We start from the raw sequence: 22,508 nt of genomic DNA, 5'->3' as shown, positions 1-22,508 counted from the left end.
TGACATGGCTCTCCGATCACGCTCACGCTCACACTCCGCAACCAGTGGCCCGGGCCGCGCCCCGGCCTCCGACGGTCGCTCTGTCGACGGCCGGTCGTTCGACGTCAGGGCTCGCCATGGGCGCGGTCGTGGCGGGCGGCGCCTGCGCCGCAACGTTCACGAATCCGCCGCGTCGGCGGCATTGCGCCGCCGCGCGGAGGCACTCTTCGAGACGGTGCCGCGCCGGGCACCGATGGCCGCCAGTGCCCCGGCGGCCAAGGCTCCGCCTCCTTCGGACCCAGCGCTTGCCCCGGCTCCGGCCTCTCTCGCTGCGCCCCCTGCCGCTCCGGTCGCTGCGGTTCCGGTCGGGACTGCGGAAGCCGGCCGGGCGGGCGCCCAGGGGCGGCGCTCGGCGAGCCCGTCGCGCCCGGCCCTCGGCGGCGTACGGGCCGTCGACGCCGGGGCGGGTCGCCCGGGGGCGGCTTCCGCCGGCCGGGGGGTGCCGTCCTGGTCGGTGGTGGAGTCGCCCGGACCAGAGCCCGGGCGCCCGGCACACGTGCGGGAAGCGGGCGGTGCGGACGGCGGTGTACCGGCCGGGGACGGTGGTCCGGCGCGGCTGCGGTTGGCCGTGCGGGAGCGGTTGCCCGTCTGGGTGCAGTCGCGGTGCGGGCTCGAACCCAGGACGCTGGCCGCGCTCGCCGTCGTACTCGTTGTGGCCGCTGTCTTCGCCGCCCAGCATTTCTGGACGGGACGGCCACAGGCCGTACAGCCTCCGCAGGTTGTCGGTGAGGGAGTGGCCGCAACACGGCCGGAGCCGTCACCGGGGCCGCCCCCGATGGCGCCCAACGGTGGGCCGGGTGCGGGGGCCGGGGCCGGTGAGGGGCGCATCGTCGTCGACGTGAGCGGCAAGGTACGGCAGCCGGGCATCCACCGGCTGCCGGCCGGATCGCGGGTCGCCGACGCTCTGCGGGCCGCGGGCGGCATCAAGGCGGGCGCGGACACCGCCGGGCTCAACCGGGCGCGCCTGCTCATGGACGGCGAGCAGGTGGTTGTGGGGGTCACCGCAGGCCCTGTGCCACCCGGGACCGCCGGAGACGCTGCCGGCGGCGGCGCTGCGGTGGCGGCCGGTGGGGCAGCAGGACCGATCGGCCTGAACGCCGCCACCGCCGAGCAGTTGGAGACACTGCCCGGCGTCGGTCCTGTACTGGCCCAGCACATCATCGACTACCGGACCGAGCACGGCGGGTTCCGCTCCGTCGACGAGCTCCGCGAGGTCAAGGGGATCGGCGACCGCCGGTTCGCGGATCTCCAGCCGCTCGTACGGCCATGACGCGCCCGGCGGTCCACATCGCGTCCGGACATCGGCTGGGCGCCTCCGACCCCCGGCAGGAGGGGCCCGCGGATTTGCGTCTGGTGCCGCCCGCGCTGGCCGCGTGGGGTGCGGCTGCCGTCGTGGTGGGGGTATCGGGCCGCTGGGCGGTCTGGTTCGCGGTGGTGTGCGTGGGCGTGGCGGCCGGGCTGCTGGTGGTGCGGGCGCTGCGGGAGGGATGCGGGAGCGTGGTCCGGCGCGGGCCGAGTTTCACCGCCGTCGCCGCCGCGTTGCTCTGCGCGGCGGCAGGGGCCACCTCGGCCGGGTTGCACGCGGCCGATCTCCACCGTGGACCCGTACCGGGCCTGGCGCGCCAGTACGCGCAGATCACGGCGGAGCTGACGGTCACCTCGGACGCACGCACGGCCCGGCCGCGGGTGCGCGGCGACCACACCCTGCCGAGGTCGCTCCTGCTCAACGCCGACATCACCCGCGTCACCCGCGCCGCCGGTCCGGACCGGACCTCGTCACACGTCCGTACGCCGGTCCTGGTGATCGCACCGGCCCGTGGGCCGGCGGCGGCCCAGTGGCAGCGGTTGCTGCCGTCCACCGGGCTGCGGCTCACCGCGCGGCTCGCCCCGCCGGCGGGCGGCGGTGGCGGGCGCATCGCGGCGGTGCTGCGCGTGCCGGACGGCGATCCCCCTGACGTCGTGGGACCGCCGACTGCCGTACAGCGCACGGCCGGTGGTCTCAGGGCCGGATTGCGCGAGGCGACCGACGGACTGGCTCCGGACGCGCGGGCGCTGTTGCCGGGGCTGGTCGTCGGCGACACCTCACGCGTGCCGCCCGAGTTGCAGGAGGCCTTCGAGGCCACCGACCTCACCCACCTTCTCGCCGTATCCGGAAGCAACCTCACGATCATCCTGATCCTGCTGATCGGACCGCCCGGCACGGCTCTGCGCGCCGAACGCGGAGGGCTCGCCCCGCGCCTCGGCATCCCGCTGCGGGCGACCGCGCTGTCCGGCGGGGCGCTCACGCTGGCCTTCGTCGTGGTGTGCAGGCCGGAGCCCAGCGTCTTGCGGGCCGCGGCGTGCGGGCTCATCACGCTGCTCGCCATCGGCACGGGCCGCCGCAGGCAGCTGATCCCCGCCCTGGCCGCCGCCGTTCTGCTGCTCGTCCTGTACGACCCCTGGCTGGCCCGCAGTTACGGGTTCCTGCTCTCCGTACTGGCCACGGGCGCCCTACTCACGATCGCCCCGCGCTGGAGCGCCGCGCTGCGACGGCGCGGTGTGCCGCCCAGGCTCGCGGAGGTGCTGGCCGCGGCAGCCGCCGCCCAGGCGGTGTGCGCGCCCGTGGTCGCGATGATGGCGGCCAGGGTGAGCCTGGTCGCGATCCCGTGCAACCTGCTCGCCGAGTTCGCGGTGGCTCCCGCGACGGTGCTCGGGTTTGCGGCCCTGGCCGTCGCTCCGGTGGCGATGTCCGTCGCCGAGCTTCTGGCCCGGTGCGCGGGCTGGCCGGCCGGATGGATCGCCTCCGTCGCCCGCTCCGGGGCCTCGCTCCCCGGCGCTGAGGCCGACTGGCCGGGCGGCTGGCGCGGCGGGCTGCTGCTGGCAGCCGTGACGGCGGTGGCCGTTCTCGTCGCACGCCGGCTTCTGCGCCACCCCTGGCTGAGCGCGGCCTGCGCGCTCCTCCTGGTGCTCGCGATCCTCCGGCCGGCGCCGCTGACCCGGATCGTCACCGGATGGCCCCCGCCGGGCTGGAAGTTCGCCGTATGCGACATCGGTCAGGGAGACGCCTCCGTGCTCGCGGCGGGCGAAGGAACGGCCGTCGTCGTGGACGCCGGACCGGACCCGCGGCGCGTCGACCGCTGCCTGCGGGCGCTCGGCGTCACCCGCGTCCCGCTCGTCCTGCTCACCCACTTCCACGCGGACCACGTGGCGGGGCTGCCGGGAGTGCTGCGCGGCCGGGCGGTGGGCGAGATCCGGACGACGACGCTTCAGGAGCCACCGGAACAAAGCGCGTTCGTCCGCAGGACGGCGGCCGCCGCACGTGTGCCGCTACTTGAGACGGCCCCGGGGGAGCGGCGCCGGGTCGGGCCGCTGTCCTGGCAGGCCCTGTGGCCGCCGCCCTTCCCGGCCCCGAGGCCAGAAGGACCGAACGACGCCAGCGTCACGCTCCTCGTCCGCTCCGGCGCCCTCAGCCTGCTGCTCCTGGGCGACCTCGAACCACCGGCCCAGCAGGCCCTGCTGAGGGCTCATCCGATGCTTCCGGCCGTGGACGTGCTGAAGGTCGCCCATCACGGCTCGGCCTACCAGGACCCCGCCCTCCTCGCCCGCGCCCGCCCCCGGCTCGCCGTGGTGTCCTGCGGCCGGGACAACCCGTACGGCCATCCCTCACCCCGTACGCTCAGCGCGCTCCGTACGGGCGGGGCGGCGGTGCTGCGCACGGACACGGACGGGGCGATCGCGGTGACCGGGTCGGGCGCGGGCCTGCGGGCGGTGCCCGCGGGCCCGGAGACCGCGCGCCGGCGGAGCCCGTGCGCTAGACGAGCCAGGAGCCGTCCCGCATCAGTTCGCGCTCGGCCAGTTCGTTCTCCTCGCGCCAGGCCTTCACGGTTCGCGGGGTGATGCGGAGGTACACCCAGGACGTCCGGTTCCGCGGGTCCCAGCCGCCCAGCTTCGTCGCGAAGGCGTCGGCCGACTCCGTTGCCAACTCCGCCCCCTCGACCGGTTCGGCGGTGCCCTCGATGAGCACCACGTCCCTGGTGTGCCCGAGGGTGACCCGTACCTCACCGGCGGGTGTCAGGTTCCGTGCCGTGGGGTTCGTCCGCCGGGTGCACATCAGGAGCGTGTCGCGGTCCCAGACGAACGACAGCGGCACAAGGCACGGCTCACCGTCCGGCGACGCCGTGGCGGCCCAGAGGTCGTCGTCCTTCGCCAGCCGGTCGAATACGTCCTGTTTGCGCTGCTCGCGGGTGCGCGCCGGTTCGGTGGTCGTCATGGCCGCACGCTATCGACGGCCCGCCCCCGCCCGCCTCGGCCAATCGGCCTAGGACCAGTGGCCCGGGGGCAGGTGTCAGAGGTCCGGGGTCAGGGCCGTTCGAGCCAGCCCTCGTACTCGCCGGCCAGCGCGTGCAGTTCCCCGGAGTCGAGACGCCCGTCCGGGTCCTCGACCACGACGAGCCACTGCGCGTCCTCGGCATCGTCCTCGCCGGACAGCGCGTCCCGGACGAGCTGTGGCTCCTCAACGGCTCCGAAGCGTTCGCCAAGCTCCAGGGCCACCTCCTCGGCGGCATCCCGGTCCGGCAGTACGAGTACGTGTCTCACATCGCTCACCTGCCCATTCTCCAACACGGACGGGGCTGTCAGTGGGCCGTGGGATGCTGGACCACGATGGCCACCAGGAAGAATTCGACCGACGATCCGCTCGCCCCCCTCACCCTCGCCGTGGGGCAGGAGGACCTGCTGCTCGACCGCGCCGTGCAGCAGGTGGTGGCGGCCGCCCGCGCCGCCGACGCCGACACCGACGTGCGCGACCTCACGCCCGACCAGCTGCAGCCCGGCACCCTCGCCGAGCTGACGAGCCCTTCGCTCTTCGCCGAGCGCAAGGTCGTCGTCGTGCGCAACGCGCAGGACCTCTCCGCCGACACGATCAAGGACGTGAAGGCCTACCTCGAAGCGCCCGCCGAGGAGATCACGCTCGTACTGCTCCATGCGGGTGGTATGAAGGGCAAGGGGCTGCTCGACGCGGCGCGCAAAGCGGGGGCCCGCGAGGTCGCCTGCCCCAAGACCACCAAGCCCGCCGAGCGCCTGTCGTTCGTACGGTCCGAATTCCGCGCGCTGGGCCGCTCCGCGACGCCCGAGGCGGGCCAGGCCCTGGTCGACTCCATCGGCAGCGACCTGCGTGAGCTGGCGAGTGCCGTGGCCCAGCTGTGCGCGGACGTCGAAGGGACCATCGACGAGGCTGTCGTCGGGCGGTACTACACGGGCCGCGCCGAGGCCTCCAGCTTCACGGTCGCCGACCGCGCGGTGGAGGGCCGGGCGGCCGAGGCCCTGGAGGCCCTGCGCTGGTCGCTGTCCACCGGCGTGGCGCCCGTTCTGATCACCAGCGCCCTGGCCCAGGGCGTACGGGCCATCGGCAAGCTGTCCTCCGCCCGCGGCGGCCGCCCCGCCGACCTCGCCCGCGAGCTCGGCATGCCCCCGTGGAAGATCGACCGCGTACGGCAGCAGATGCGCGGCTGGACACCGGACGGCGTGGCACTCGCGCTGCGGGCCGTCGCCGAGGCCGACGCCGGAGTCAAGGGCGGCGGCGACGACCCGGAGTACGCGCTGGAGAAGGCGGTCGTCACCGTCGCCCGCGCCGCCCGCCACCGGTAGCCCCCGCCACCCATCACCGGTAGCCCCCGTTACCGGCGCCCCCCCGCCACCCATCACCGGTAGCCCCCGCCGAGGAAAACCACGAAGGCCCCGGCCGCCGTCCTGGGGAGGACAGTGGCCGGGGCCGACGTGTGAAGCCATGAAGCCTGTCAAAGCTTTGATGCGCCGCACCCGCGTGGCGAACGCAGGCCGCGTGCGGCGCGAGGTGCCGGATCAGGAGCGGAAGAGAGGGCCCGCTGAGTCCCTACCGGCGGTCGTGCGGGTCGTACAAGCGAATGCTCAGCCCTGCAGGGAGGCAACCTTGCTCGCCAGCGCCGACTTCTTGTTGGCGGCGGCGTTCTTGTGGATGACTCCCTTGGAGACTGCCTTGTCGAGGTTGCGGGAGGCCTCGCGGACGGCCACGGTGGCCTTCTCGAGGTCACCAGCGGTGACAGCCTCACGGGCCTTGCGGATCGACGTCTTGAGCGAGGACTTGACGGCCTTGTTGCGCAGGCGCGCCTTCTCGTTCGTCTTGTTCCGCTTGATCTGGGACTTGATGTTCGCCACGAAAGAGCCTCTACAGGTTCGTTGGATCTTCGATGAGTGTCCCGCCGGCCGGAGAGCTACTCCGAGGGTTGTGAGACACAGCTGCTCAGCGTACCAGCGGCCCGCCGGACGGCCCAAACCGAGGCCCGCCCCCCGTCCGTGGGACCATGGAAGCTACGTATCGATCCAACATCGCCCCGAGACGAGACCCTGCGTGCCCGCGACTCCTACCAACGTGCCCGAGCCGAGCCGTACCGACCCGGCGCTGATCCGCAATTTCTGCATCATCGCGCACATCGACCACGGCAAGTCCACGCTCGCCGACCGGATGCTCCAGCTGACCGGTGTCGTCGACCAGCGGCAGATGCGTGCTCAGTATCTCGACCGGATGGACATCGAGCGCGAGCGCGGCATCACGATCAAGTCCCAGGCGGTCCGGCTGCCCTGGGCGCCCAACGAGGGCCCGGACGTGGGGACGACCCACATCCTGAACATGATCGACACTCCGGGGCACGTGGACTTCACGTACGAGGTCTCGCGGTCGCTCGCCGCCTGTGAAGGCACGGTGCTTCTCGTCGACGCCGCCCAGGGCATCGAGGCGCAGACCCTCGCCAACCTCTACCTGGCGATGGAGAACAACCTCACGATCATTCCCGTACTGAACAAGATCGACCTGCCGGCCGCCCAGCCGGAGAAGTTCTCGGAGGAGCTGGCCAACCTCATCGGCTGCCAGCCCGAGGACGTACTCAAGGTCTCGGCGAAGACCGGCCTGGGCGTGGACGCGCTCCTCGACCGCGTCGTCCGCGACATCCCGGCCCCGGTCGGGAACGCCGACGCCCCCGCCCGCGCGATGATCTTCGACTCCGTCTACGACTCGTACCGCGGCGTCGTCACCTATGTACGTGTCATCGACGGTGGGCTCAACAAGCGCGAGCGCATCCGGATGATGTCCACCAACGCCACCCACGAGCTGCTGGAGATCGGCGTCTCCTCCCCGGAGATGACGCCGTCCGACGGGATCGGCGTCGGCGAGGTCGGCTACATCATCACCGGCGTGAAGGACGTCCGTCAGTCCAAGGTCGGTGACACGATCACCTCCCTGCACAAGGGCGCCACCGAGGCCCTCGGCGGCTACAAGGACCCGAAGCCGATGGTCTTCTCGGGCCTGTATCCGCTGGACGGCTCGGAGTACCCCGACCTGCGCGAGGCGCTCGACAAGCTCCAGCTCAACGACGCCGCGCTGGTGTACGAGCCGGAGACCTCGGCGGCGCTGGGCTTCGGCTTCCGCGTCGGCTTCCTCGGCCTCCTGCACCTCGACGTGATCCGCGAGCGCCTGGAGCGCGAGTTCGGGCTCGACCTGATCGCCACCGCGCCCAACGTGGTCTACCGCGTCGTGATGGAGGACCGCAGCGAGCACACGGTCACCAACCCGAGCGAGTTCCCCGAGGGCAAGATCTCGGACGTGTACGAGCCGGTCGTCCGGGCCACGATCCTCGCCCCCAGCGAGTTCATCGGCGCGATCATGGAGCTGTGCCAGACCCGCCGCGGCACGCTGCTCGGCATGGACTACCTCTCCGAGGACCGCGTCGAGATCCGCTACACCCTCCCGCTCGCGGAGATCGTCTTCGACTTCTTCGACCAGCTGAAGTCCAAGACGCGCGGTTACGCCTCCCTGGACTACGAGCCCACCGGCGAGCAGGCCTCCTCCCTGGTCAAGGTCGACATCCTGCTGCACGGCGACCGGGTCGACGCCTTCTCCGCCGTCACGCACAAGGACGCGGCGTACGCGTACGGCGTGCGGCTCGTCGCCAAGCTGCGCGAGCTCATCCCGCGTCAGGCCTTCGAGATCCCCATCCAGGCCGCCATCGGCTCGCGCGTCATCGCCCGCGAGACCATCCGCGCCATCCGCAAGGACGTCCTCGCCAAGTGTTACGGCGGTGACATCTCCCGTAAGCGGAAGCTGCTGGAGAAGCAGAAGGAAGGCAAGAAGCGGATGAAGATGGTCGGCAGCGTGGAGGTTCCGCAGGAGGCCTTCATCGCGGTGCTGTCCAGCGACGACTCCGGCGGCAAGAAGAAGTAGTCACGACATGCGACAGCATGTGCGAAAGCGCCCTCCGTACTCACGGACGGGCGCTTTCGCGTGTGAGGGAAAGGTGGTGGCGGCCGGGTCCGTTCCGTTATGAAGCCGCGTGCCGCAGGCCCTTACGCCCCGGGCACTCGCGCTTTACTCTGATCACCACTCGAAGGTTACTCGCCAGTTAAATACCAGCCAGTCGTGCAGTATGCGCAGGCCCGGAGGACGTCGTGAGCGACACACAGACCTTGATCGAGAACCGGCCGCCGTCGGTGGCGACCCTCTTCATTGAGCGCGTGGCTGCCACGCCCGATGGCGAGGCCTACCGCTACCCCGTACCAGCGAGCAGTGGGCAGGGAGCCGACGCCTGGAAGTCGCTGAGCTGGGGGCAGGCGGCCACGCGGGTGTACGCCATCGCCGCCGGCCTGATCGACCTCGGCGTACAGCCCGAGGAGCGCGTCGCGCTCGCCTCCAACACCCGGGTCGAGTGGATCCTCGCCGACCTCGGCGTGATGTGCGCGGGCGCCGCCACGACGACGGTGTACCCGTCGACCAACGCCGAGGAGTCGGCGTACATCCTCTCCGACTCCGAGAGCCGGGTGCTGATCGCGGAGGACGCGTCGCAGCTCGCCAAGGCGCGCGAGCGGCGCTCCGACCTGCCGAACCTCGCCCACGTCGTCGTCATCGACGCCACCGGCGTCGAGCCGGCCGAGGACGACCCCGAGGGCTGGCTGCTCACGCTCGCCGAGCTGGAGGCGCGCGGCGCGGCGTACCTGGAGAAGCACCCGCAGGCCGTCACCGAGCGCGTGGAGGCCATCACCTCCGACCAGCTCGCGACGCTGATCTACACCTCGGGCACCACGGGGCGCCCCAAGGGCGTACGGCTGCCGCACGACTGCTGGTCGTACATGGCGAAGGCCACGGTGGCGACCGGCCTGATCAGCGCGACGGACGTCCAGTACCTCTGGCTGCCGCTCGCACACGTCTTCGGCAAGGTCCTGACGTCCGGGCAGATCGAGGCCGGGCACGTCACCGCCGTCGACGGCCGGGTCGACAAGATCATCGAGAATCTGCCGGTGGTCCAGCCGACGTACATGGCAGCGGTGCCGCGCATCTTCGAGAAGGTCTACAACGGCGTCGCGGCCAAGGCGCGGGCCGGCGGCGGCGCGAAGTACAAGATCTTCCAGTGGGCGGCCGAGGTCGCCCGCGAGTACGCCAAGGTCTCGCAGGACAACTTCCGCCGTACGGGCACGGCCTCCGCGCCCTTCGCCCTGACCGCGAAGCACAAGGTCGCCGACACGCTCGTGTACGCCAAGATCCGCGAGGCCTTCGGCGGCCGGCTGCGCGCCTGCGTCTCCGGCTCGGCGGCGCTCGCGCCCGACATCGGCTTCTTCTTCTCCGGCGCGGGCATCCACATCCTGGAGGGTTACGGGCTGACCGAGTCCAGCGCCGCCTCCTTCGTCAACCCGGGCGAGGCCTACCGCACCGGCACGGTCGGCAAGCCGCTCCCCGGCACCGAGGTGCGCATCGCGGACGACGGCGAGATCCTGCTGCGCGGCCCCGGCATCATGCAGGGCTACCACGGGCTTCCCGAGAAGACCGCCGAAGTGCTGGAGCCGGACGGCTGGTTCCACACCGGGGACATCGGCGAGCTGTCGGTCGACGGGTACCTGCGCATCACGGACCGCAAGAAGGACCTGATCAAGACGTCGGGCGGCAAGTACATCTCGCCGGCCGAGGTCGAGGGCCAGTTCAAGGCGGTGTGCCCGTTCGTCTCCAACATCCTGGTGCACGGCGCGGACCGTAACTTCTGCACCGCGCTGATCGCGCTCGACGAGCCGACGATCCTCGGCTGGGCCAAGGACAACGGCCTCGAAGGCAAGTCGTACGCCGAAGTCGTCGCCTCCAAGAAGACCGAGGAGCTCGTCGAGGGCTACGTGAAGCGGCTCAACGAGGGGCTGCAGCGCTGGCAGACGATCAAGAAGTTCCGGCTGCTGCCGCGTGACCTGGACATCGAGCACGGCGAGCTGACGCCGAGCCTCAAGCTCAAGCGGCCGGTCGTCGAGCGCGAGTACAAGCACCTGATCGAGGAGATGTACGCGGGATCGCGCGAGGCGTAAGCGCGCCGGGCACAAAGACGCGCGAGGCGCGAGAAGCGGTGGCGCGGGCGGGGCCGGCAATGGCCCCGCCCGCGCGGCTTCCGCGCATCGCCGCGCCCCGCCCCCGGACTCAATACGGCCACTTCGGTGACTCCGTGCTTATGGGCGGCGTCCGTCTGTCACTCTGTTCCATGTCGCCAGCGGCGTAAGCAGAGAACCGATGGGGAGCCGCCACAGTGGGGTCCATTCCGAGGCAGCGGAAGACTACTTTCCGCTCGACGCACCTGCCGGGCGGGCTGCCTGACCCGCACTCGGCCGCCTGGACCAGCCTGCCCGGGAACCCCCTCGCGCCGGCCGCCGCCCGGCGCTTCGTCCGGGCCGCGCTCGCCGAATGGACGGGGCTCGGACTGCCGGCCGCCGACGGTTTCACCGACCGGGTCGCGGACGACGCCGTGATCCTCGTCAACGAACTGGTGACCAACGCGGTCGTCCACGCGGGCACCAACGTCGAGCTGGTGTGCCACCTGGAGGAGGCGACGGAGGACGACCCCGGCGCTCTCGTCGTCGAGGTCTCCGACCACCACCCGGCCCGCGTCGTACGGAACGAACCGGGCGGCTCGGCCGCGGCCGGCGGCCACGAGTTCGGGCGCGGCCTGCATCTGGTCGCCGCCCTCTCCGAGTGCTGGGGCATCACCTACCGCACCGGCCTCAAGACCGTCTGGGCCCGGATCGCCATCGAGGGCGTACTCCCGTCCGGCCCGCCGGGCCCACCGGGTGCGGTCGTCAGCACCGAGCAGGCGCTGCAGCGCGGTCTGCGCGCCGCCGAGATCCTCGCCCCCGTACCGCGGCGGAACGCGCGCGAGTACGACAGCGACTGGATCAACCGGGGTGCGCTGTCCTTCCTCGCCGAGGCGTCCGACCTGCTGACGGGCCAGTTCGACGAGGACATGATCGCGGCGCTCGCCGCGCAGCTCCTGGTGCCGAGGCTCGCGGACTGGTGCGCGGTGTGGCTGGAGGAGGAGGGCGCGGCGCCGCGCCTGTCCCGCGTGTGGCACCAGCGCGAGTGCAGCATCGAGGAACTGCGCGGGCGCGTCGAGAAGGAGCCGCCCGCGCTGCCGGACTCCGCGCGCGGCGGCCCCGTGCCGGTGCCGTGGCCCGGCGTGGACGATCCCGGCGGCGGCAGCGACGGCGCGGCGGTCGCCTACCGGCTGATCGCGGGCGGACGCGGACTCGGGACGCTGATGCTGGGGCGGGCGGCGCTGACGCGGATGCCCGACGAAGTGACCGGCCTGATCGAGGATTTCGTACGCCGGGTCGCTCTCGCCGTCGCCGCGGCCCGCCAGTACACGCGGCAGGCCACCATCAGCCATGTCCTCCAACGGGCGCTGCTGCCCGGCCAGATGGCCGACATCCCGGGCGTCGCGAAGGCCCTCGTGTACGAGCCGCGCGGGCAGGGCGTCGCGGGCGGCGACTTCTACGACGTCTTCCCCGGCGTGAGGGGCAGCTGGTCCTTCTCGCTCGGCGACGTCCAGGGCAACGGGCCCGAGGCGGCGGTCGTCACCGGCCTCGTCAGGCCGTGGCTGCGGCTGCTCGCGCGCGAGGGCCGGGCGGTGGGGGAGGTGCTGGGGCGGCTCAACGGGCTGCTGCTCGACGACGCGGTGGAGGCGGCGGAGGCGACGGCGAGGATGGCGGTGGTGTCGGCCGGCGCGGTCGCGGGTCTGCCGGGGCCCGCGGGCCCCGCGGGGGCCGCCGGTCCCGTCAGCCTGCGGGACGCGGCGCCGCAGCCCCGCTTCCTCTCGCTCCTGTACGGCGAACTGGTGCCGCTCGCGCCCGAGGACGGCGGCGGGGTGCGCTGCACGCTCGCCTGCGCCGGGCATCCGCTGCCGCTGGTCCTGCGGCCCGACGGGAGCGTACGGCCGGCCGCCGCCTCCCAGATGCTGCTCGGGGTCGTCGACGACGTGACGTACGAGAGTGAGACATTCCTCCTGCAGGCGGGCGACACGTTGCTGTGCGTCACGGACGGCGTGACCGAGCGGCGCTCCGGGCGGCGCATGTTCGACGACGCCGACGGGCTGGCGGCGGCGCTCGGGCGGTGCGTGGGGCTGAGCGCGCAGGGGGTCGCCGAACGGATCATGCGCGAGGTGCACGCTTTCTCGCCGACACCGCCCGACGACGATGTGGCGCTGCTGGTCCTCCAGGCGATGTGACCCAGGCGACGTGACCCAGGCAATGTGACCGCAGCTGTGACAATGGGGGCATGCCTTCTGTACTGCCCGACGGTGAGCCCATGCCCGAAGACGGGGCACTGCCCGCGCACGCCCTGGTCGGCGCGGCGGAGCGGCCGCTCGGCTTCTACCTGCACGTTCCGTACTGCGCGACGCGCTGCGGCTACTGCGACTTCAACACCTACACGGCGACCGAGCTGCGCGGCTCGGGCGGTGCGCTGGCCTCGCGCGACAACTACGCGGACACGCTGGTGGAGGAGGTGCGCCTGGCCCGCAAGGTCCTCGGCGACGACCCCCGCCCGGTACGCACGGTCTTCGTCGGCGGCGGTACGCCGACGCTGCTGGCGGCGGGTGATCTCGTACGGATGCTGGGATCGATCCGGGACGAGTTCGGGATCGCGGACGACGCGGAGATCACGACCGAGGCGAATCCGGAGTCGGTGAATCCGGCGTATTTGGAGGAGCTGCGCGAGGGCGGCTTCAACCGGGTCTCCTTCGGCATGCAGAGCGCGAAGCAGCACGTGCTGAAGATCCTTGACCGTACGCACACGCCGGGCCGGCCGGAGGCGTGCGTCGCGGAGGCGCGGGCGGCGGGCTTCGAGCACGTGAACCTTGACTTGATCTACGGCACGCCGGGGGAGTCCGACGCTGACTGGCAGGTGTCGCTGGACGCGGCGATCGGGGCGGGCCCCGACCACGTCAGCGCGTACGCCCTGATCGTGGAGGAGGGGACGCAGCTGGCGCGGCGGATCCGTCGGGGCGAGGTGCCGATGACGGACGACGACGTGCACGCGGACCGGTACCTGATGACGGAGTCCGCGCTGTCGGCGGCGGGTTTCGAGTGGTACGAGGTGTCGAACTGGGCGACTTCGGACGCGGCGCGGTGCCTGCACAACGAGCTGTACTGGCGCGGTGCGGACTGGTGGGGCGCGGGGCCCGGCGCCCACAGCCACGTGGGCGGGGTGCGGTGGTGGAACGTCAAGCATCCGGGCGCGTACGCGCAGGCGCTGGGGGACGGGCGCTCTCCGGGCGCCGGACGCGAGGTGCTTCCTGCGGAGGACCGGCGCGTGGAGCGGATCCTGCTGGAGCTGCGCCTCGCGGACGGCTGCCCGCTGTCCCTGCTGGCCCCTGCGGGCCTGGCGGCGGCGGAGCGGGCGCTGGCGGACGGGCTGCTGGCTCCCGGGCCGTTCGCTGCGGGGCGGGCGGTGCTGACTTTGCGGGGGCGGTTGCTGGCAGACGCGGTGGTACGGGACCTGGTGGACTGACCCCGGTGCCGGTGCCGGTGCCGGTGCGGGTGCCGCTGCGCGGGCTTTCCCCGACCCGCCCCTTCCCGAACTGGGGCGCTGCCCCAGCCCCCGGTCCTCAAACGCCGGACGGGCTGAAGCGGCCGAGGCAGGCAGCTGGGGCTCCGCCCCAGGCCCCGCTCCTCAAACGCCGGAGGGGCTGGATTTGCCGAGCTGGGGTGGAGGATGGCCGGGCGGGGGCCGGGTTTGCCGGGTGCGGCTCAAACGCCGTGCGCTACAGATCCAGCCTGTCCGGCGTTTGAGGACACGCCCGCAGGGCGTCCGGGGGTCCGGGAGCTTGCCCCCGGTTCCGGGAAGGGGCGGGTAGGGGAAAGCGCCACAGGCAGCCCGCACCCGCACCGCGCCTACCCGCGTCACGCCCCCGTTGGCGCCGTAACGAAATCGATCAGCTCCTCCACCCGCCCCAGCAGCGCCGGCTCCAGGTCCCGGTACGAGTGGACCGACCCCAAAATCCGCTGCCACGCCGCCCCCGTGTTCTCCTGCCATCCCAGCCCCCGGCACACCCCCGTCTTCCAGTCCTGCCCACGCGGCACCTTCGGCCACGCGGCGATCCCCACCGCCGAGGGTTTCACCGCCTCCCACACGTCGATGTACGGGTGGCCGACGACCAGCACGCTCGCGTCCGTGACCTGCGCCGCGATGCGGGACTCCTTCGAACCCGGGACCAGGTGGTCGACCAGTACGCCCAGCCGTGCGTCCGGGGCCGGGGCGAAGTCCGCGACGATCGCGGGGAGGTCGTCGATGCCTTCCAGGTACTCGACGACCACGCCCTCGATGCGGAGGTCGTCGCCCCACACCCGCTCGACCAGCTCCGCGTCGTGGCGGCCCTCGACGTAAATCCGCCCGGCACGTGCCACCCGCGCCCGCGCCCCCGGCACGGCCACCGACCCCGACGCCGTACGGGCGGGACGTGACGGAGTGGCGGAGGGGGCGGAGGGGCGTACCAGGGTGACGACGCGGCCCTCCAGCAGGAAGCCGCGCGGCTGCATCGGGAACACCCGTTGCTTCCCGAAGCGGTCCTCCAGGGTCACCGTCGGCCCCTGCGCCGTCTTCTCGCACCGGATCACCGCACCGCAGAAACCGGTGCCGACCTCCTCCACGACCAGATCGGCCTCGGCGGGAACCTCGGGAACGGGAGCGGTCTTCTTCCAGGGCGGGGTGAGGTCCGGCCCGTACTGTCGGCTGCGCATTCGCCGACGATAGCCGCCGACGGCAGCCGCAGGCCCGGCTCACGACACGTCGAATCGCGCCGCCAACGCGTCCCGCTGCGCCCGCACGTACACCGCGTTCACCACCGCCCCGTGCCCCGGCACGTACGCCGCGTTCTCGCCGCCCAGCGCCAGCAGCCGGTCCAGGGCCGCCGGCCAGCGGGACGGGTGGGCGTCCGGGCCGGCCTGCGGCGTACCCGACTCCTCCACCAGGTCGCCGCAGAAGACCACCTCGGGGCTGCCCGGCACCAGCACCGCCAGGTCGTGGCCGCTGTGCCCGGGACCGACGTTCGCCAGGAGCACCTGACGGCCGCCGCCCAGGTCCAGCGTCCACTCGCCGCACACCAGGTGGTGCGGCGCCACCAGTACGTCCGCCGCCTCCGCCGCCGCGCCCCGCTCCACCCCGTGCCGCACCGCGTCGTCCCGCAGCGCCTCGCGGTCCCGCCGCAGCAGGTCGTCGATGCCGACCGCCCCGTAGACCTCGGCACCCGCGAACGCCGCCGTACCCAGCACGTGATCGAAGTGGGGATGGGTGAGGGCGATATGCGTCACTCTCCGGCCGGGGCCGAGCATGCGCTGCGCCTGGGTCCGCAGCTCCGCGCCCTCGCGCAGCGTCGCCCCGGTGTCGATGAGCAGCGCCCCGCCGTCACCCCCGGCCACCAGGCCCACCGTCGCGTCCCAGACGGGCATACGGCGCCGCCCCACCCCCGGTGCGAGCCGCTCCCAGCCTGCCTCTTCCCAACTGACGTCCATACCGCGACGCTAGTCCCATCCCGGGGGCTCCCGCCCGCTGAACAGGGCCGTCGCGCGGTGACTCGCGCGGTAACGTGACCGGCCGCCCTTGCTAGGCGCGCACCTGCCCGCCGTACACTGGGCCGGGGACTGCTGGCACTCCCCCGCAGTGAGTGCCAGGCAAGCGCCGGACGAACGACCAGCTGGAGGTGGTGCGCGATGCTCAGCGAACGCAGACTCGAGGTGCTGCGCGCCATCGTTCAGGACTATGTGGGCACCGAGGAGCCCGTCGGCTCCAAGGCGCTCACCGAGCGGCACAAGCTCGGTGTCTCACCGGCCACCGTCCGCAACGACATGGCCGCGCTGGAGGACGAGGGTTTCATCGCCCAGCCTCATACGAGCGCCGGGCGCATCCCGACGGACAAGGGCTACCGCCTGTTCGTCGACAAGCTCGCGGGCGTCAAGCCCCTGTCGTCGCCCGAGCGCCGTGCCATCCAGAACTTCATGGACGGGGCGGTCGACCTCGACGACGTCGTGGCCCGTACGGTCCGGCTGCTCGCGCAGCTGACCCGGCAGGTCGCCGTCGTGCAGTACCCCTCGCTGACCCGCTCGACGGTGCGGCACGTGGAACTGCTCGCGCTGGCTCCCGCCCGCCTGATGCTCGTGCTCATCACGGACACCGGACGGGTCGAGCAGCGCATGATCGACTGCCCGGCACCCTTCGGCGAGACGTCCCTGGCGGATCTGCGCGCCCGGCTCAACAGCCGGGTCGTGGGGCGCCGCTTCGCGGACGTACCGCAGCTGGTGCAGGACCTTCCCGAATCCTTCGACAAGGAGGACCGGGGGACCGTTTCGACGGTCCTGTCGACCCTCCTGGAGACTCTGGTCGAGGAGACCGAGGAGCGGCTGATGATCGGCGGCACCGCCAATCTCACCCGCTTCGGGCATGATTTTCCCCTCACCATCCGGCCGGTGCTGGAGGCGCTGGAGGAGCAGGTCGTGCTCCTCAAGCTGCTGGGTGAGGCAACGGATTCAGGCATGACTGTACGAATCGGTCACGAGAACGCCCATGAAGGGCTCAGCTCCACGTCCGTCGTCGCAGTCGGCTACGGTTCGGGCGACGAAGCAGTCGCGAAACTCGGCGTGGTCGGACCGACCCGCATGGACTACCCCGGAACGATGGGAGCGGTACGCGCAGTGGCACGTTACGTCGGACAGATCCTGGCGGAGTCGTAAGTGGCCACCGACTACTACGCCGTACTAGGCGTACGCCGCGACGCTTCCCAGGATGAGATCAAGAAGGCATTCCGGCGGCTGGCGCGCGAGCTCCACCCGGACGTGAATCCCGATCCCAAGACGCAAGAGCGCTTCAAGGAGATCAACGCCGCGTACGAGGTGTTGTCGGACCCGCAGAAGAAGCAGGTCTACGACCTCGGCGGCGACCCGCTTTCGCAGGCGGGCGGCGGAGCCGGCGGCTTCGGCCAGGGCGGCTTCGGGAACTTCTCGGACATCATGGACGCGTTCTTCGGAACGGCGTCGCAGCGCGGCCCGCGGTCGCGCACGCGGCGCGGCCAGGACGCGATGATCCGGCTGGAGATCGACCTCAACGAGGCGGCCTTCGGCACGACCAAGGACATCCAGGTCGACACGGCCGTCGTGTGTACGACGTGTTCCGGTGAGGGTGCCGCGCCCGGTACCTCCGCCCAGACCTGTGACATGTGCCGCGGCCGTGGCGAGGTCTCGCAGGTGACCCGGTCCTTCCTGGGCCAGGTCATGACATCGCGCCCCTGCCCGCAGTGCCAGGGCTTCGGCACGGTCGTACCGACTCCTTGCCCGGACTGCGCCGGTGACGGGCGCGTGCGCTCGCGCCGGACGCTGACGGTCAAGATCCCGGCCGGTGTCGACAACGGGACGAGGATCCAGCTCGCGGGTGAGGGCGAGGTCGGCCCCGGCGGCGGGCCCGCCGGTGACCTGTACGTCGAGATCCACGAGCTGCCGCACGCGGTGTTCCAGCGGCGCGGCGACGACCTGCACTGCACGGTCACCATCCCGATGACGGCGGCCGCGCTGGGCACGAAGTGCCCGCTCGAGACGCTCGACGGTGTGGAGGAGATCGACGTACGTCCGGGCACGCAGTCCGGTCAGTCGATCCCGCTGCACGGGCGCGGCATCACGCACCTGCGGGGCGGTGGCCGCGGCGACCTCATCGTGCACGTCGAGGTGCTGACTCCGGCGAAGCTGGACCCGCAGCAGGAAGACCTGATGCGCCAGCTCGCGAAGCTGCGTGGCGAGGAGCGCCCCACGGGGCAGTTCCAGCCTGGGCAGCAGGGTCTGTTCTCGCGCCTGAAGGACGCCTTCAACGGGCGGTAGGCGCTCGCCTCCGAGGCGGCCGAAGCCTCGATTCGGCGCAGTGCGGAGGGCATGAAACTATGCGTTCATGTCCTCCGCACTGACCGATCTTTGCCGTTATCCGATCGTGCAGGCCCCCATGGCGGGCGGCGCATCCAGTCCTCAGCTCGTCGCCGCCGTCTCCGACGCCGGTGGTCTCGGGTTTCTTGCCGCCGGGTACAAGACCGCGGACGGCATGTACGAGGAGATCAAGCAGTTGCGGGGGCTCACGAGCCGCCCCTTCGGCGTCAATCTCTTCATGCCGCAGCCGAGCCATGCCGACCCCGCCTCCGTGGAGGTCTACCGTCACCAGCTCGCCGGCGAGGCCGACTGGTACGACACCCCCCTCGGTGAATCCGACAACTGCGCCGACGACGGCTACGAAGCCAAGCTGGCCATCCTCATCGACGACCCCGTCCCGGTCGTCTCCTTCACCTTCGGCTGCCCCACCCGCCCCGTCCTGGACGCCTTCGCGAAGGCCGGCACGTTCACCGTCGTGACCGTCACCACGCCCGAAGAGGCCCAGGCCGCCCAGTGGACAGGCGCCGACGCCGTGTGCGTACAGGGCATGGAGGCCGGCGGCCACCAGGGGACGCACCGCGACGATCCCAAGAACGACGGCACCGGCATCGGCCTGCTGTCCCTCGTCTCGCAGGTACGCGAGACCGTCCAGCTGCCGATCATCGCGGCGGGCGGCGTGATGCGCGGCGCGCAGATCGCCGCGGTCCTCGCGCTCGGCGCGGAGGCGGCGCAGCTCGGCACGGCGTTCCTGGTGTGCCCCGAGTCCGGTGCGAACGTCCTGCACAAGCAGGCCATGACCAATCCGCTGTTCGTACGCACGGAACTCACCCGGGCGTTCTCGGGACGCCCCGCACGCGGTCTCGTCAACCGCTTCATGCGCGAGCACGGCCCGTACGCCCCCGCCGCCTATCCCCAGGTGCACCACATCACCTCCGGTCTGCGCAAGGCGGCGGCCAAGGCCGGCGACGCCCAGGGCATGGCGCTGTGGGCCGGGCAGGGCCACCGCATGGCGCGCGAGATGCCGGCCGGGCAGCTGGTCGAGGTCCTGGCGGCCGAGACGGACGCGGCGCGCGCGGCGCTGGACCTGCGGGGCGCGGGCGGTGCGGCATGACGGCGCCGGTGTTCGTCGTCGACGCCGTACCGCCGAAGGGACCGTACGTACTGGAAGGCCCCGAGGGGCGGCATGCCGTCTCGGTGCGGCGGCTGCACGCGGGGGAGCACGTCGTACTGACGGACGGGCTCGGCGCGGGCGCGGCGGCCGTGGTGGTGGCGGCCGAGGGCAAGGACCGGCTCGTCGTCGAGGTGACGGACGTGACGGCGGAGCCGGAACCGGCGCCGCGCATCACCGTCGTACAGGCGCTGCCCAAGGGCGACCGGGGCGAAGTCGCCGTCGAGACGATGACGGAGACCGGCGTCGACGCGATCGTGCCGTGGCAGGCGTCCCGCTGCATCACGCAGTGGCGTGGTGACCGGGGCGCCAAGTCCCTCGCGAAGTGGCGGGCCACGGCGCGCGAGGCGGGCAAGCAGTCGCGCAGGCTGCGCTTCCCCGAGGTCGCGGACGCGCTGACGACGAAGCAGGTCGGCGCGCTGCTGGCCACGGCGGACTTCGCGGCCGTACTGCACGAGGACGCCTCGGTGGGCAGCGAGGCGCTCGCCACCGCCGGGCTCCCGGAGACGGGCTCCGTCGTGCTGGTTGTCGGGCCCGAAGGGGGCGTGTCGCCGGACGAGTTGGCGGTCTTCGCCGAGGCCGGCGCGAAGCCGTACCGGCTGGGGAGCAGTGTGCTGCGTACGTCGACCGCCGGCACCGCGGCAGCGGCGCTGCTGCTGGGCCGCACGGGCCGCTGGTCCTGAACGGGGGGCTCCGCCCCGGACGCCGTCGGGCGGATAGCATGCGGCCATACATGATCGATACCGGTACATCCTGATCCAGCTGATCCAGCTGATCCAGCCGCATCCGAGGAGGCCAGGACCATGACGGGACAACGGCAGGCAGACTGCCTGTTCTGCAAGATCGCTTCGGGGGAGGTGCCCGCGACCCTCGTCCGTGAGACGGACACGACGGTCGCGTTCCGCGACATCAACCCCCAGGCTCCGACGCACGTCCTGGTCATCCCCAAGGCGCACCACCCGGACGCCGCCGCGCTCGCCGCCGCCGAGCCGCAGATCCTCGCGGACGTGCTGACCGAGGCCGGCAACGTCGCCGCCGACGAGAAGGTGGACCGTACCGGCTACCGCGTCGTCTTCAACACCGGTTCCGGAGCGGGCCAGACCGTCTTCCACGCGCACGCACACGTCCTCGGCGGACGCGGCCTCAACTGGCCCCCCGGCTAAGGCAGCGATCCGTGTCCGCACGAGAACTGGTGGTCCTCGGCACCGCCAGTCAGGTCCCCACCCGGCACCGCAACCACAACGGCTACCTCCTGCGCTGGGACGGCGAGGGCATCCTCTTCGATCCCGGCGAGGGCACCCAGCGCCAGATGCTGCGGGCCGGCGTGGCCGCGCACGACATCAACCGGATCTGCGTCACCCACTTCCACGGCGACCACTCGCTGGGCCTCGCCGGAGTGATCCAGCGCATCAACCTCGACCGCGTCCCGCACCCCGTCACCGCGCACTACCCGGCAAGCGGGCAGCGCTTCTTCGACCGGCTGCGGTACGCCACGGCCTACCGCGAGACGGTCCGGCTGACCGAAGCGCCGGTCGCCGCCGACGGGGCGCTGGCCACCGGGCCCTCGTACGTCCTCGACGCGGTCAGGCTGTCGCACCCCGTCGAGTCGTACGGCTACCGACTCACCGAGCCCGACGGGCGCCGCATGCTGCCCTCGTTGCTCGCCGAGCACGGCATCAAGGGGCCCGACGTCGGCCGCATCCAGCGCGAGGGCCGTCTCGGCGGCGTCACGCTCGACCAGGTCAGTGAGGAGCGTCGCGGGCAGCGTTTCGCGTTCGTCATGGACACCCGGCTGTGCGACGGCGTGTTCGCCCTCGCCGAGGGGTGCGACATGCTCGTCATCGAGTCGACCTTCCTCGACGAGGAAGCGCAGCTGGCCGCCGAACACGGTCACTTGACGGCCGGCCAGGCGGCGCGGGCGGCGGTCGAAGCGGGCGTACGCCACCTGGTCCTCACGCACTTCTCGCAGCGCTACAGCGATCCCGAGGCCTTCGAACACCAGGCCCGCGCGGCCGGGTTCGACGGCGAGCTGACCGTCGCCGCCGACCTGCTGCGAGTGCCTCTCCCCAAGCGTCACTGAACGAGAAGACGATCCCTCATGCACCTCCCCAAGGCCGAACTCCACCTCCACATCGAAGGAACCCTCGAACCCGAGCTGGCCTTCGAGCTCGCCGCGCGCAACGCCGTGGTGCTGCCCCACTCCACCACCGAAGAGCTCCGCCGCGCCTACCTCTTCGACGACCTCCAGTCCTTCCTGGACCTGTACTACGCACTGATGGCGGTCCTGCGCACCGAGGACGACTTCGACCGGCTCGCCGACGCGTACCTGGCGCGGGCGGCCGCACAGGGCGTACGGCACGCCGAGATCTTCTTCGATCCGCAGGCGCACACCGCGCGCGGAGTCGGCATCGGCACGGTCGTCGAGGGCCTCGCCCGCGCCCTGGACCGGAGCGAGGAGCGGCACGGGATCTCCACGCAGCTGATCATGTGCTTCCTGCGCGACCAGTCCGCCGAGTCCGCACTGGAGACGCTGGACGCGGCCAAGCCGTACCTGCACCGGATCGCGGCCGTCGGCCTGGACTCGGCGGAGGTCGGGCACCCGCCGTCGAAGTTCCGTGAGGTGTACGAGGCCGCCGAGGCCCTGGGGCTGCGTAAGGTCGCGCACGCGGGGGAGGAGGGCCCGCCCGCGTACATCTGGGAGGCGCTGGACATCCTCGGCGTCGAGCGCGTCGACCACGGCCTGCGTTCCATGGAGGACCCGGAGCTGGTGAAGCGGCTCGTGCGGGACCAGGTGCCGCTGACGCTGTGCCCGCTGTCGAACGTACGGCTGCGGGCCATCGACATCCTGGAGGAGCACCCCCTGCGCGCGATGATGGAGGCCGGGCTGCTGGTCACCGTGAACTCCGACGACCCGGCCTATTTCGGCGGGTACGTCGGCGACACGTTCCACGCGGTGCACGAGGCGCTCGGTCTCGGCCAGGAGCAGCTGCGCGAACTCGCCCGCAACTCCTTCCGCGCGGCCTTCCTCGACCACGACGAGAAGCGCAGGCAGGCATATCTCGCCGAGGTCGACGCGTACGTCTTCTGACCGTCGTATTTC

General features: G+C 72.1%; 19 protein-coding genes. 14 read left to right on the top strand and 5 right to left on the bottom strand.

Annotation, left to right across the window (positions count from 1 at the left end; translation table 11 throughout):
- Window positions 1-535: 535 nt before the first annotated feature.
- Together AC1P0E_RS10585 and AC1P0E_RS10580 are read left to right on the top strand one after the other, a co-directional pair.
- Window positions 536-1,309 carry a ComEA family DNA-binding protein gene (locus AC1P0E_RS10585; RefSeq protein WP_482741920.1) on the top strand — a complete coding sequence of 258 codons (774 nt, stop codon included), beginning with the start codon at window positions 536-538 and terminating at the stop codon, window positions 1,307-1,309.
- Window positions 1,306-3,915 carry a ComEC/Rec2 family competence protein gene (locus tag AC1P0E_RS10580; RefSeq protein WP_482741919.1) on the top strand — a complete coding sequence of 870 codons (2,610 nt, stop codon included), beginning with the start codon at window positions 1,306-1,308 and terminating at the stop codon, window positions 3,913-3,915. Before AC1P0E_RS10585 ends, AC1P0E_RS10580 begins: the two co-directional genes overlap by 4 nt.
- Here the strand turns inward: AC1P0E_RS10580 and AC1P0E_RS10575 are convergent.
- Together AC1P0E_RS10575 and AC1P0E_RS10570 are read right to left on the bottom strand one after the other, a co-directional pair.
- Window positions 3,830-4,288: a pyridoxamine 5'-phosphate oxidase family protein gene (locus tag AC1P0E_RS10575; RefSeq protein ID WP_482741918.1), complete on the bottom strand. Its 459-nt coding sequence runs from the start codon at window positions 4,286-4,288 to the stop codon at window positions 3,830-3,832. The two genes, AC1P0E_RS10580 and AC1P0E_RS10575, sit on opposite strands and share 86 nt — an antisense overlap.
- Before the next feature lie 89 nt (window positions 4,289-4,377).
- The gene (locus tag AC1P0E_RS10570; RefSeq protein WP_482741917.1) at window positions 4,378-4,623 is read right to left on the bottom strand and encodes a hypothetical protein; all 246 of its coding nucleotides are present in this window, start codon (window positions 4,621-4,623) and stop codon (window positions 4,378-4,380) included.
- 57 nt (window positions 4,624-4,680) lie between these two features.
- On the opposite strand from AC1P0E_RS10570, the gene holA reads away from it, so the two are divergent.
- Window positions 4,681-5,664, top strand: a complete 984-nt coding sequence (gene holA / locus AC1P0E_RS10565) for a DNA polymerase III subunit delta (protein ID WP_482741916.1) — start codon at window positions 4,681-4,683, stop codon at window positions 5,662-5,664.
- A 279-nt stretch (window positions 5,665-5,943) separates the two neighbouring features.
- Here the strand turns inward: holA and rpsT are convergent, their stop codons facing one another.
- The gene (gene rpsT, locus AC1P0E_RS10560; RefSeq protein ID WP_482741915.1) at window positions 5,944-6,210 is read right to left on the bottom strand and encodes a 30S ribosomal protein S20; all 267 of its coding nucleotides are present in this window, start codon (window positions 6,208-6,210) and stop codon (window positions 5,944-5,946) included.
- A gap of 193 nt (window positions 6,211-6,403) precedes the next feature.
- Between rpsT and lepA the strand changes: the two genes are divergently transcribed.
- The 4 genes from lepA (at window position 6,404) to hemW (ending at window position 13,852) form a co-directional block, all read left to right on the top strand.
- Window positions 6,404-8,269, top strand: a complete 1,866-nt coding sequence (lepA, locus tag AC1P0E_RS10555) for a translation elongation factor 4 (protein WP_482741914.1) — start codon at window positions 6,404-6,406, stop codon at window positions 8,267-8,269.
- A 224-nt stretch (window positions 8,270-8,493) separates the two neighbouring features.
- A complete protein-coding gene (locus AC1P0E_RS10550; RefSeq protein ID WP_482741913.1) occupies window positions 8,494-10,383 on the top strand; it encodes an AMP-dependent synthetase/ligase in 1,890 nt (629 codons plus the stop codon).
- Window positions 10,384-10,598: 215 nt separating this feature from the next.
- A complete protein-coding gene (locus AC1P0E_RS10545) occupies window positions 10,599-12,569 on the top strand; it encodes a SpoIIE family protein phosphatase (RefSeq protein WP_482741912.1) in 1,971 nt (656 codons plus the stop codon).
- A gap of 50 nt (window positions 12,570-12,619) precedes the next feature.
- A complete protein-coding gene (gene hemW, locus AC1P0E_RS10540) occupies window positions 12,620-13,852 on the top strand; it encodes a radical SAM family heme chaperone HemW (RefSeq protein WP_482741911.1) in 1,233 nt (410 codons plus the stop codon).
- A gap of 392 nt (window positions 13,853-14,244) precedes the next feature.
- Here the strand turns inward: hemW and AC1P0E_RS10535 are convergent, their stop codons facing one another.
- Window positions 14,245-15,081 carry a DUF3097 domain-containing protein gene (locus tag AC1P0E_RS10535; protein WP_482741910.1) on the bottom strand — a complete coding sequence of 279 codons (837 nt, stop codon included), beginning with the start codon at window positions 15,079-15,081 and terminating at the stop codon, window positions 14,245-14,247.
- A gap of 39 nt (window positions 15,082-15,120) precedes the next feature.
- The gene (locus AC1P0E_RS10530; protein ID WP_482741909.1) at window positions 15,121-15,852 is read right to left on the bottom strand and encodes an MBL fold metallo-hydrolase; all 732 of its coding nucleotides are present in this window, start codon (window positions 15,850-15,852) and stop codon (window positions 15,121-15,123) included.
- Between the two features lie 198 nt (window positions 15,853-16,050).
- On the opposite strand from AC1P0E_RS10530, the gene hrcA reads away from it, so the two are divergent.
- The 7 genes from hrcA to AC1P0E_RS10495 all read left to right on the top strand — a co-directional run bounded on the left by hrcA (window position 16,051) and on the right by AC1P0E_RS10495 (window position 22,496).
- Window positions 16,051-17,067 (top strand): heat-inducible transcriptional repressor HrcA, encoded by a 1,017-nt coding sequence (hrcA, locus tag AC1P0E_RS10525; protein ID WP_482741908.1) that lies wholly within the window; start codon window positions 16,051-16,053, stop codon window positions 17,065-17,067.
- A complete protein-coding gene (gene dnaJ / locus AC1P0E_RS10520) occupies window positions 17,068-18,201 on the top strand; it encodes a molecular chaperone DnaJ (protein ID WP_482741907.1) in 1,134 nt (377 codons plus the stop codon).
- A 67-nt stretch (window positions 18,202-18,268) separates the two neighbouring features.
- Window positions 18,269-19,351 (top strand): nitronate monooxygenase, encoded by a 1,083-nt coding sequence (locus tag AC1P0E_RS10515; RefSeq protein ID WP_482741906.1) that lies wholly within the window; start codon window positions 18,269-18,271, stop codon window positions 19,349-19,351.
- Window positions 19,348-20,091 carry a 16S rRNA (uracil(1498)-N(3))-methyltransferase gene (locus AC1P0E_RS10510; protein ID WP_482741905.1) on the top strand — a complete coding sequence of 248 codons (744 nt, stop codon included), beginning with the start codon at window positions 19,348-19,350 and terminating at the stop codon, window positions 20,089-20,091. The genes AC1P0E_RS10515 and AC1P0E_RS10510 overlap by 4 nt, the downstream gene beginning before the upstream one ends.
- Before the next feature lie 120 nt (window positions 20,092-20,211).
- Window positions 20,212-20,571, top strand: a complete 360-nt coding sequence (locus AC1P0E_RS10505; RefSeq protein ID WP_482741904.1) for a histidine triad nucleotide-binding protein — start codon at window positions 20,212-20,214, stop codon at window positions 20,569-20,571.
- A gap of 11 nt (window positions 20,572-20,582) precedes the next feature.
- Entirely contained in the window at window positions 20,583-21,488 is a 906-nt protein-coding gene (locus tag AC1P0E_RS10500; RefSeq protein ID WP_482741903.1) for a ribonuclease Z, read from the top strand.
- An 18-nt stretch (window positions 21,489-21,506) separates the two neighbouring features.
- On the top strand, window positions 21,507-22,496 hold the full coding sequence (locus AC1P0E_RS10495) for an adenosine deaminase (RefSeq protein WP_482741902.1): 990 nt from the start codon (window positions 21,507-21,509) through the stop codon (window positions 22,494-22,496).
- Window positions 22,497-22,508: the final 12 nt, after the last annotated feature.

This window comes from Streptomyces sp. TRD_SC_5, assembly GCF_056836825.1.
The sequence above is the reverse complement of the archived record's forward strand: the minus strand, read 5'-3'. Positions and strand labels throughout refer to the sequence as shown.

Excerpts from the sequence above, each read along its gene's own strand:
- hrcA (WP_482741908.1), top strand. The coding sequence starts at position 16,051 with ATGCTCAGCGAACGCAGACTCGAGGTGCTGCGCGCCATCGTTCAGGAC.
- AC1P0E_RS10505 (WP_482741904.1), top strand. The coding sequence starts at position 20,212 with ATGACGGGACAACGGCAGGCAGACTGCCTGTTCTGCAAGATCGCTTCG.
- AC1P0E_RS10510 (WP_482741905.1), top strand. The coding sequence starts at position 19,348 with ATGACGGCGCCGGTGTTCGTCGTCGACGCCGTACCGCCGAAGGGACCG.
- AC1P0E_RS10530 (WP_482741909.1), bottom strand. The coding sequence starts at position 15,852 with ATGGACGTCAGTTGGGAAGAGGCAGGCTGGGAGCGGCTCGCACCGGGG.
- AC1P0E_RS10515 (WP_482741906.1), top strand. The coding sequence starts at position 18,269 with ATGTCCTCCGCACTGACCGATCTTTGCCGTTATCCGATCGTGCAGGCC.
- AC1P0E_RS10580 (WP_482741919.1), top strand. The coding sequence starts at position 1,306 with ATGACGCGCCCGGCGGTCCACATCGCGTCCGGACATCGGCTGGGCGCC.
- AC1P0E_RS10575 (WP_482741918.1), bottom strand. The coding sequence starts at position 4,288 with ATGACGACCACCGAACCGGCGCGCACCCGCGAGCAGCGCAAACAGGAC.
- holA (WP_482741916.1), top strand. The coding sequence starts at position 4,681 with ATGGCCACCAGGAAGAATTCGACCGACGATCCGCTCGCCCCCCTCACC.
- hemW (WP_482741911.1), top strand. The coding sequence starts at position 12,620 with ATGCCTTCTGTACTGCCCGACGGTGAGCCCATGCCCGAAGACGGGGCA.
- AC1P0E_RS10535 (WP_482741910.1), bottom strand. The coding sequence starts at position 15,081 with ATGCGCAGCCGACAGTACGGGCCGGACCTCACCCCGCCCTGGAAGAAG.
- AC1P0E_RS10495 (WP_482741902.1), top strand. The coding sequence starts at position 21,507 with ATGCACCTCCCCAAGGCCGAACTCCACCTCCACATCGAAGGAACCCTC.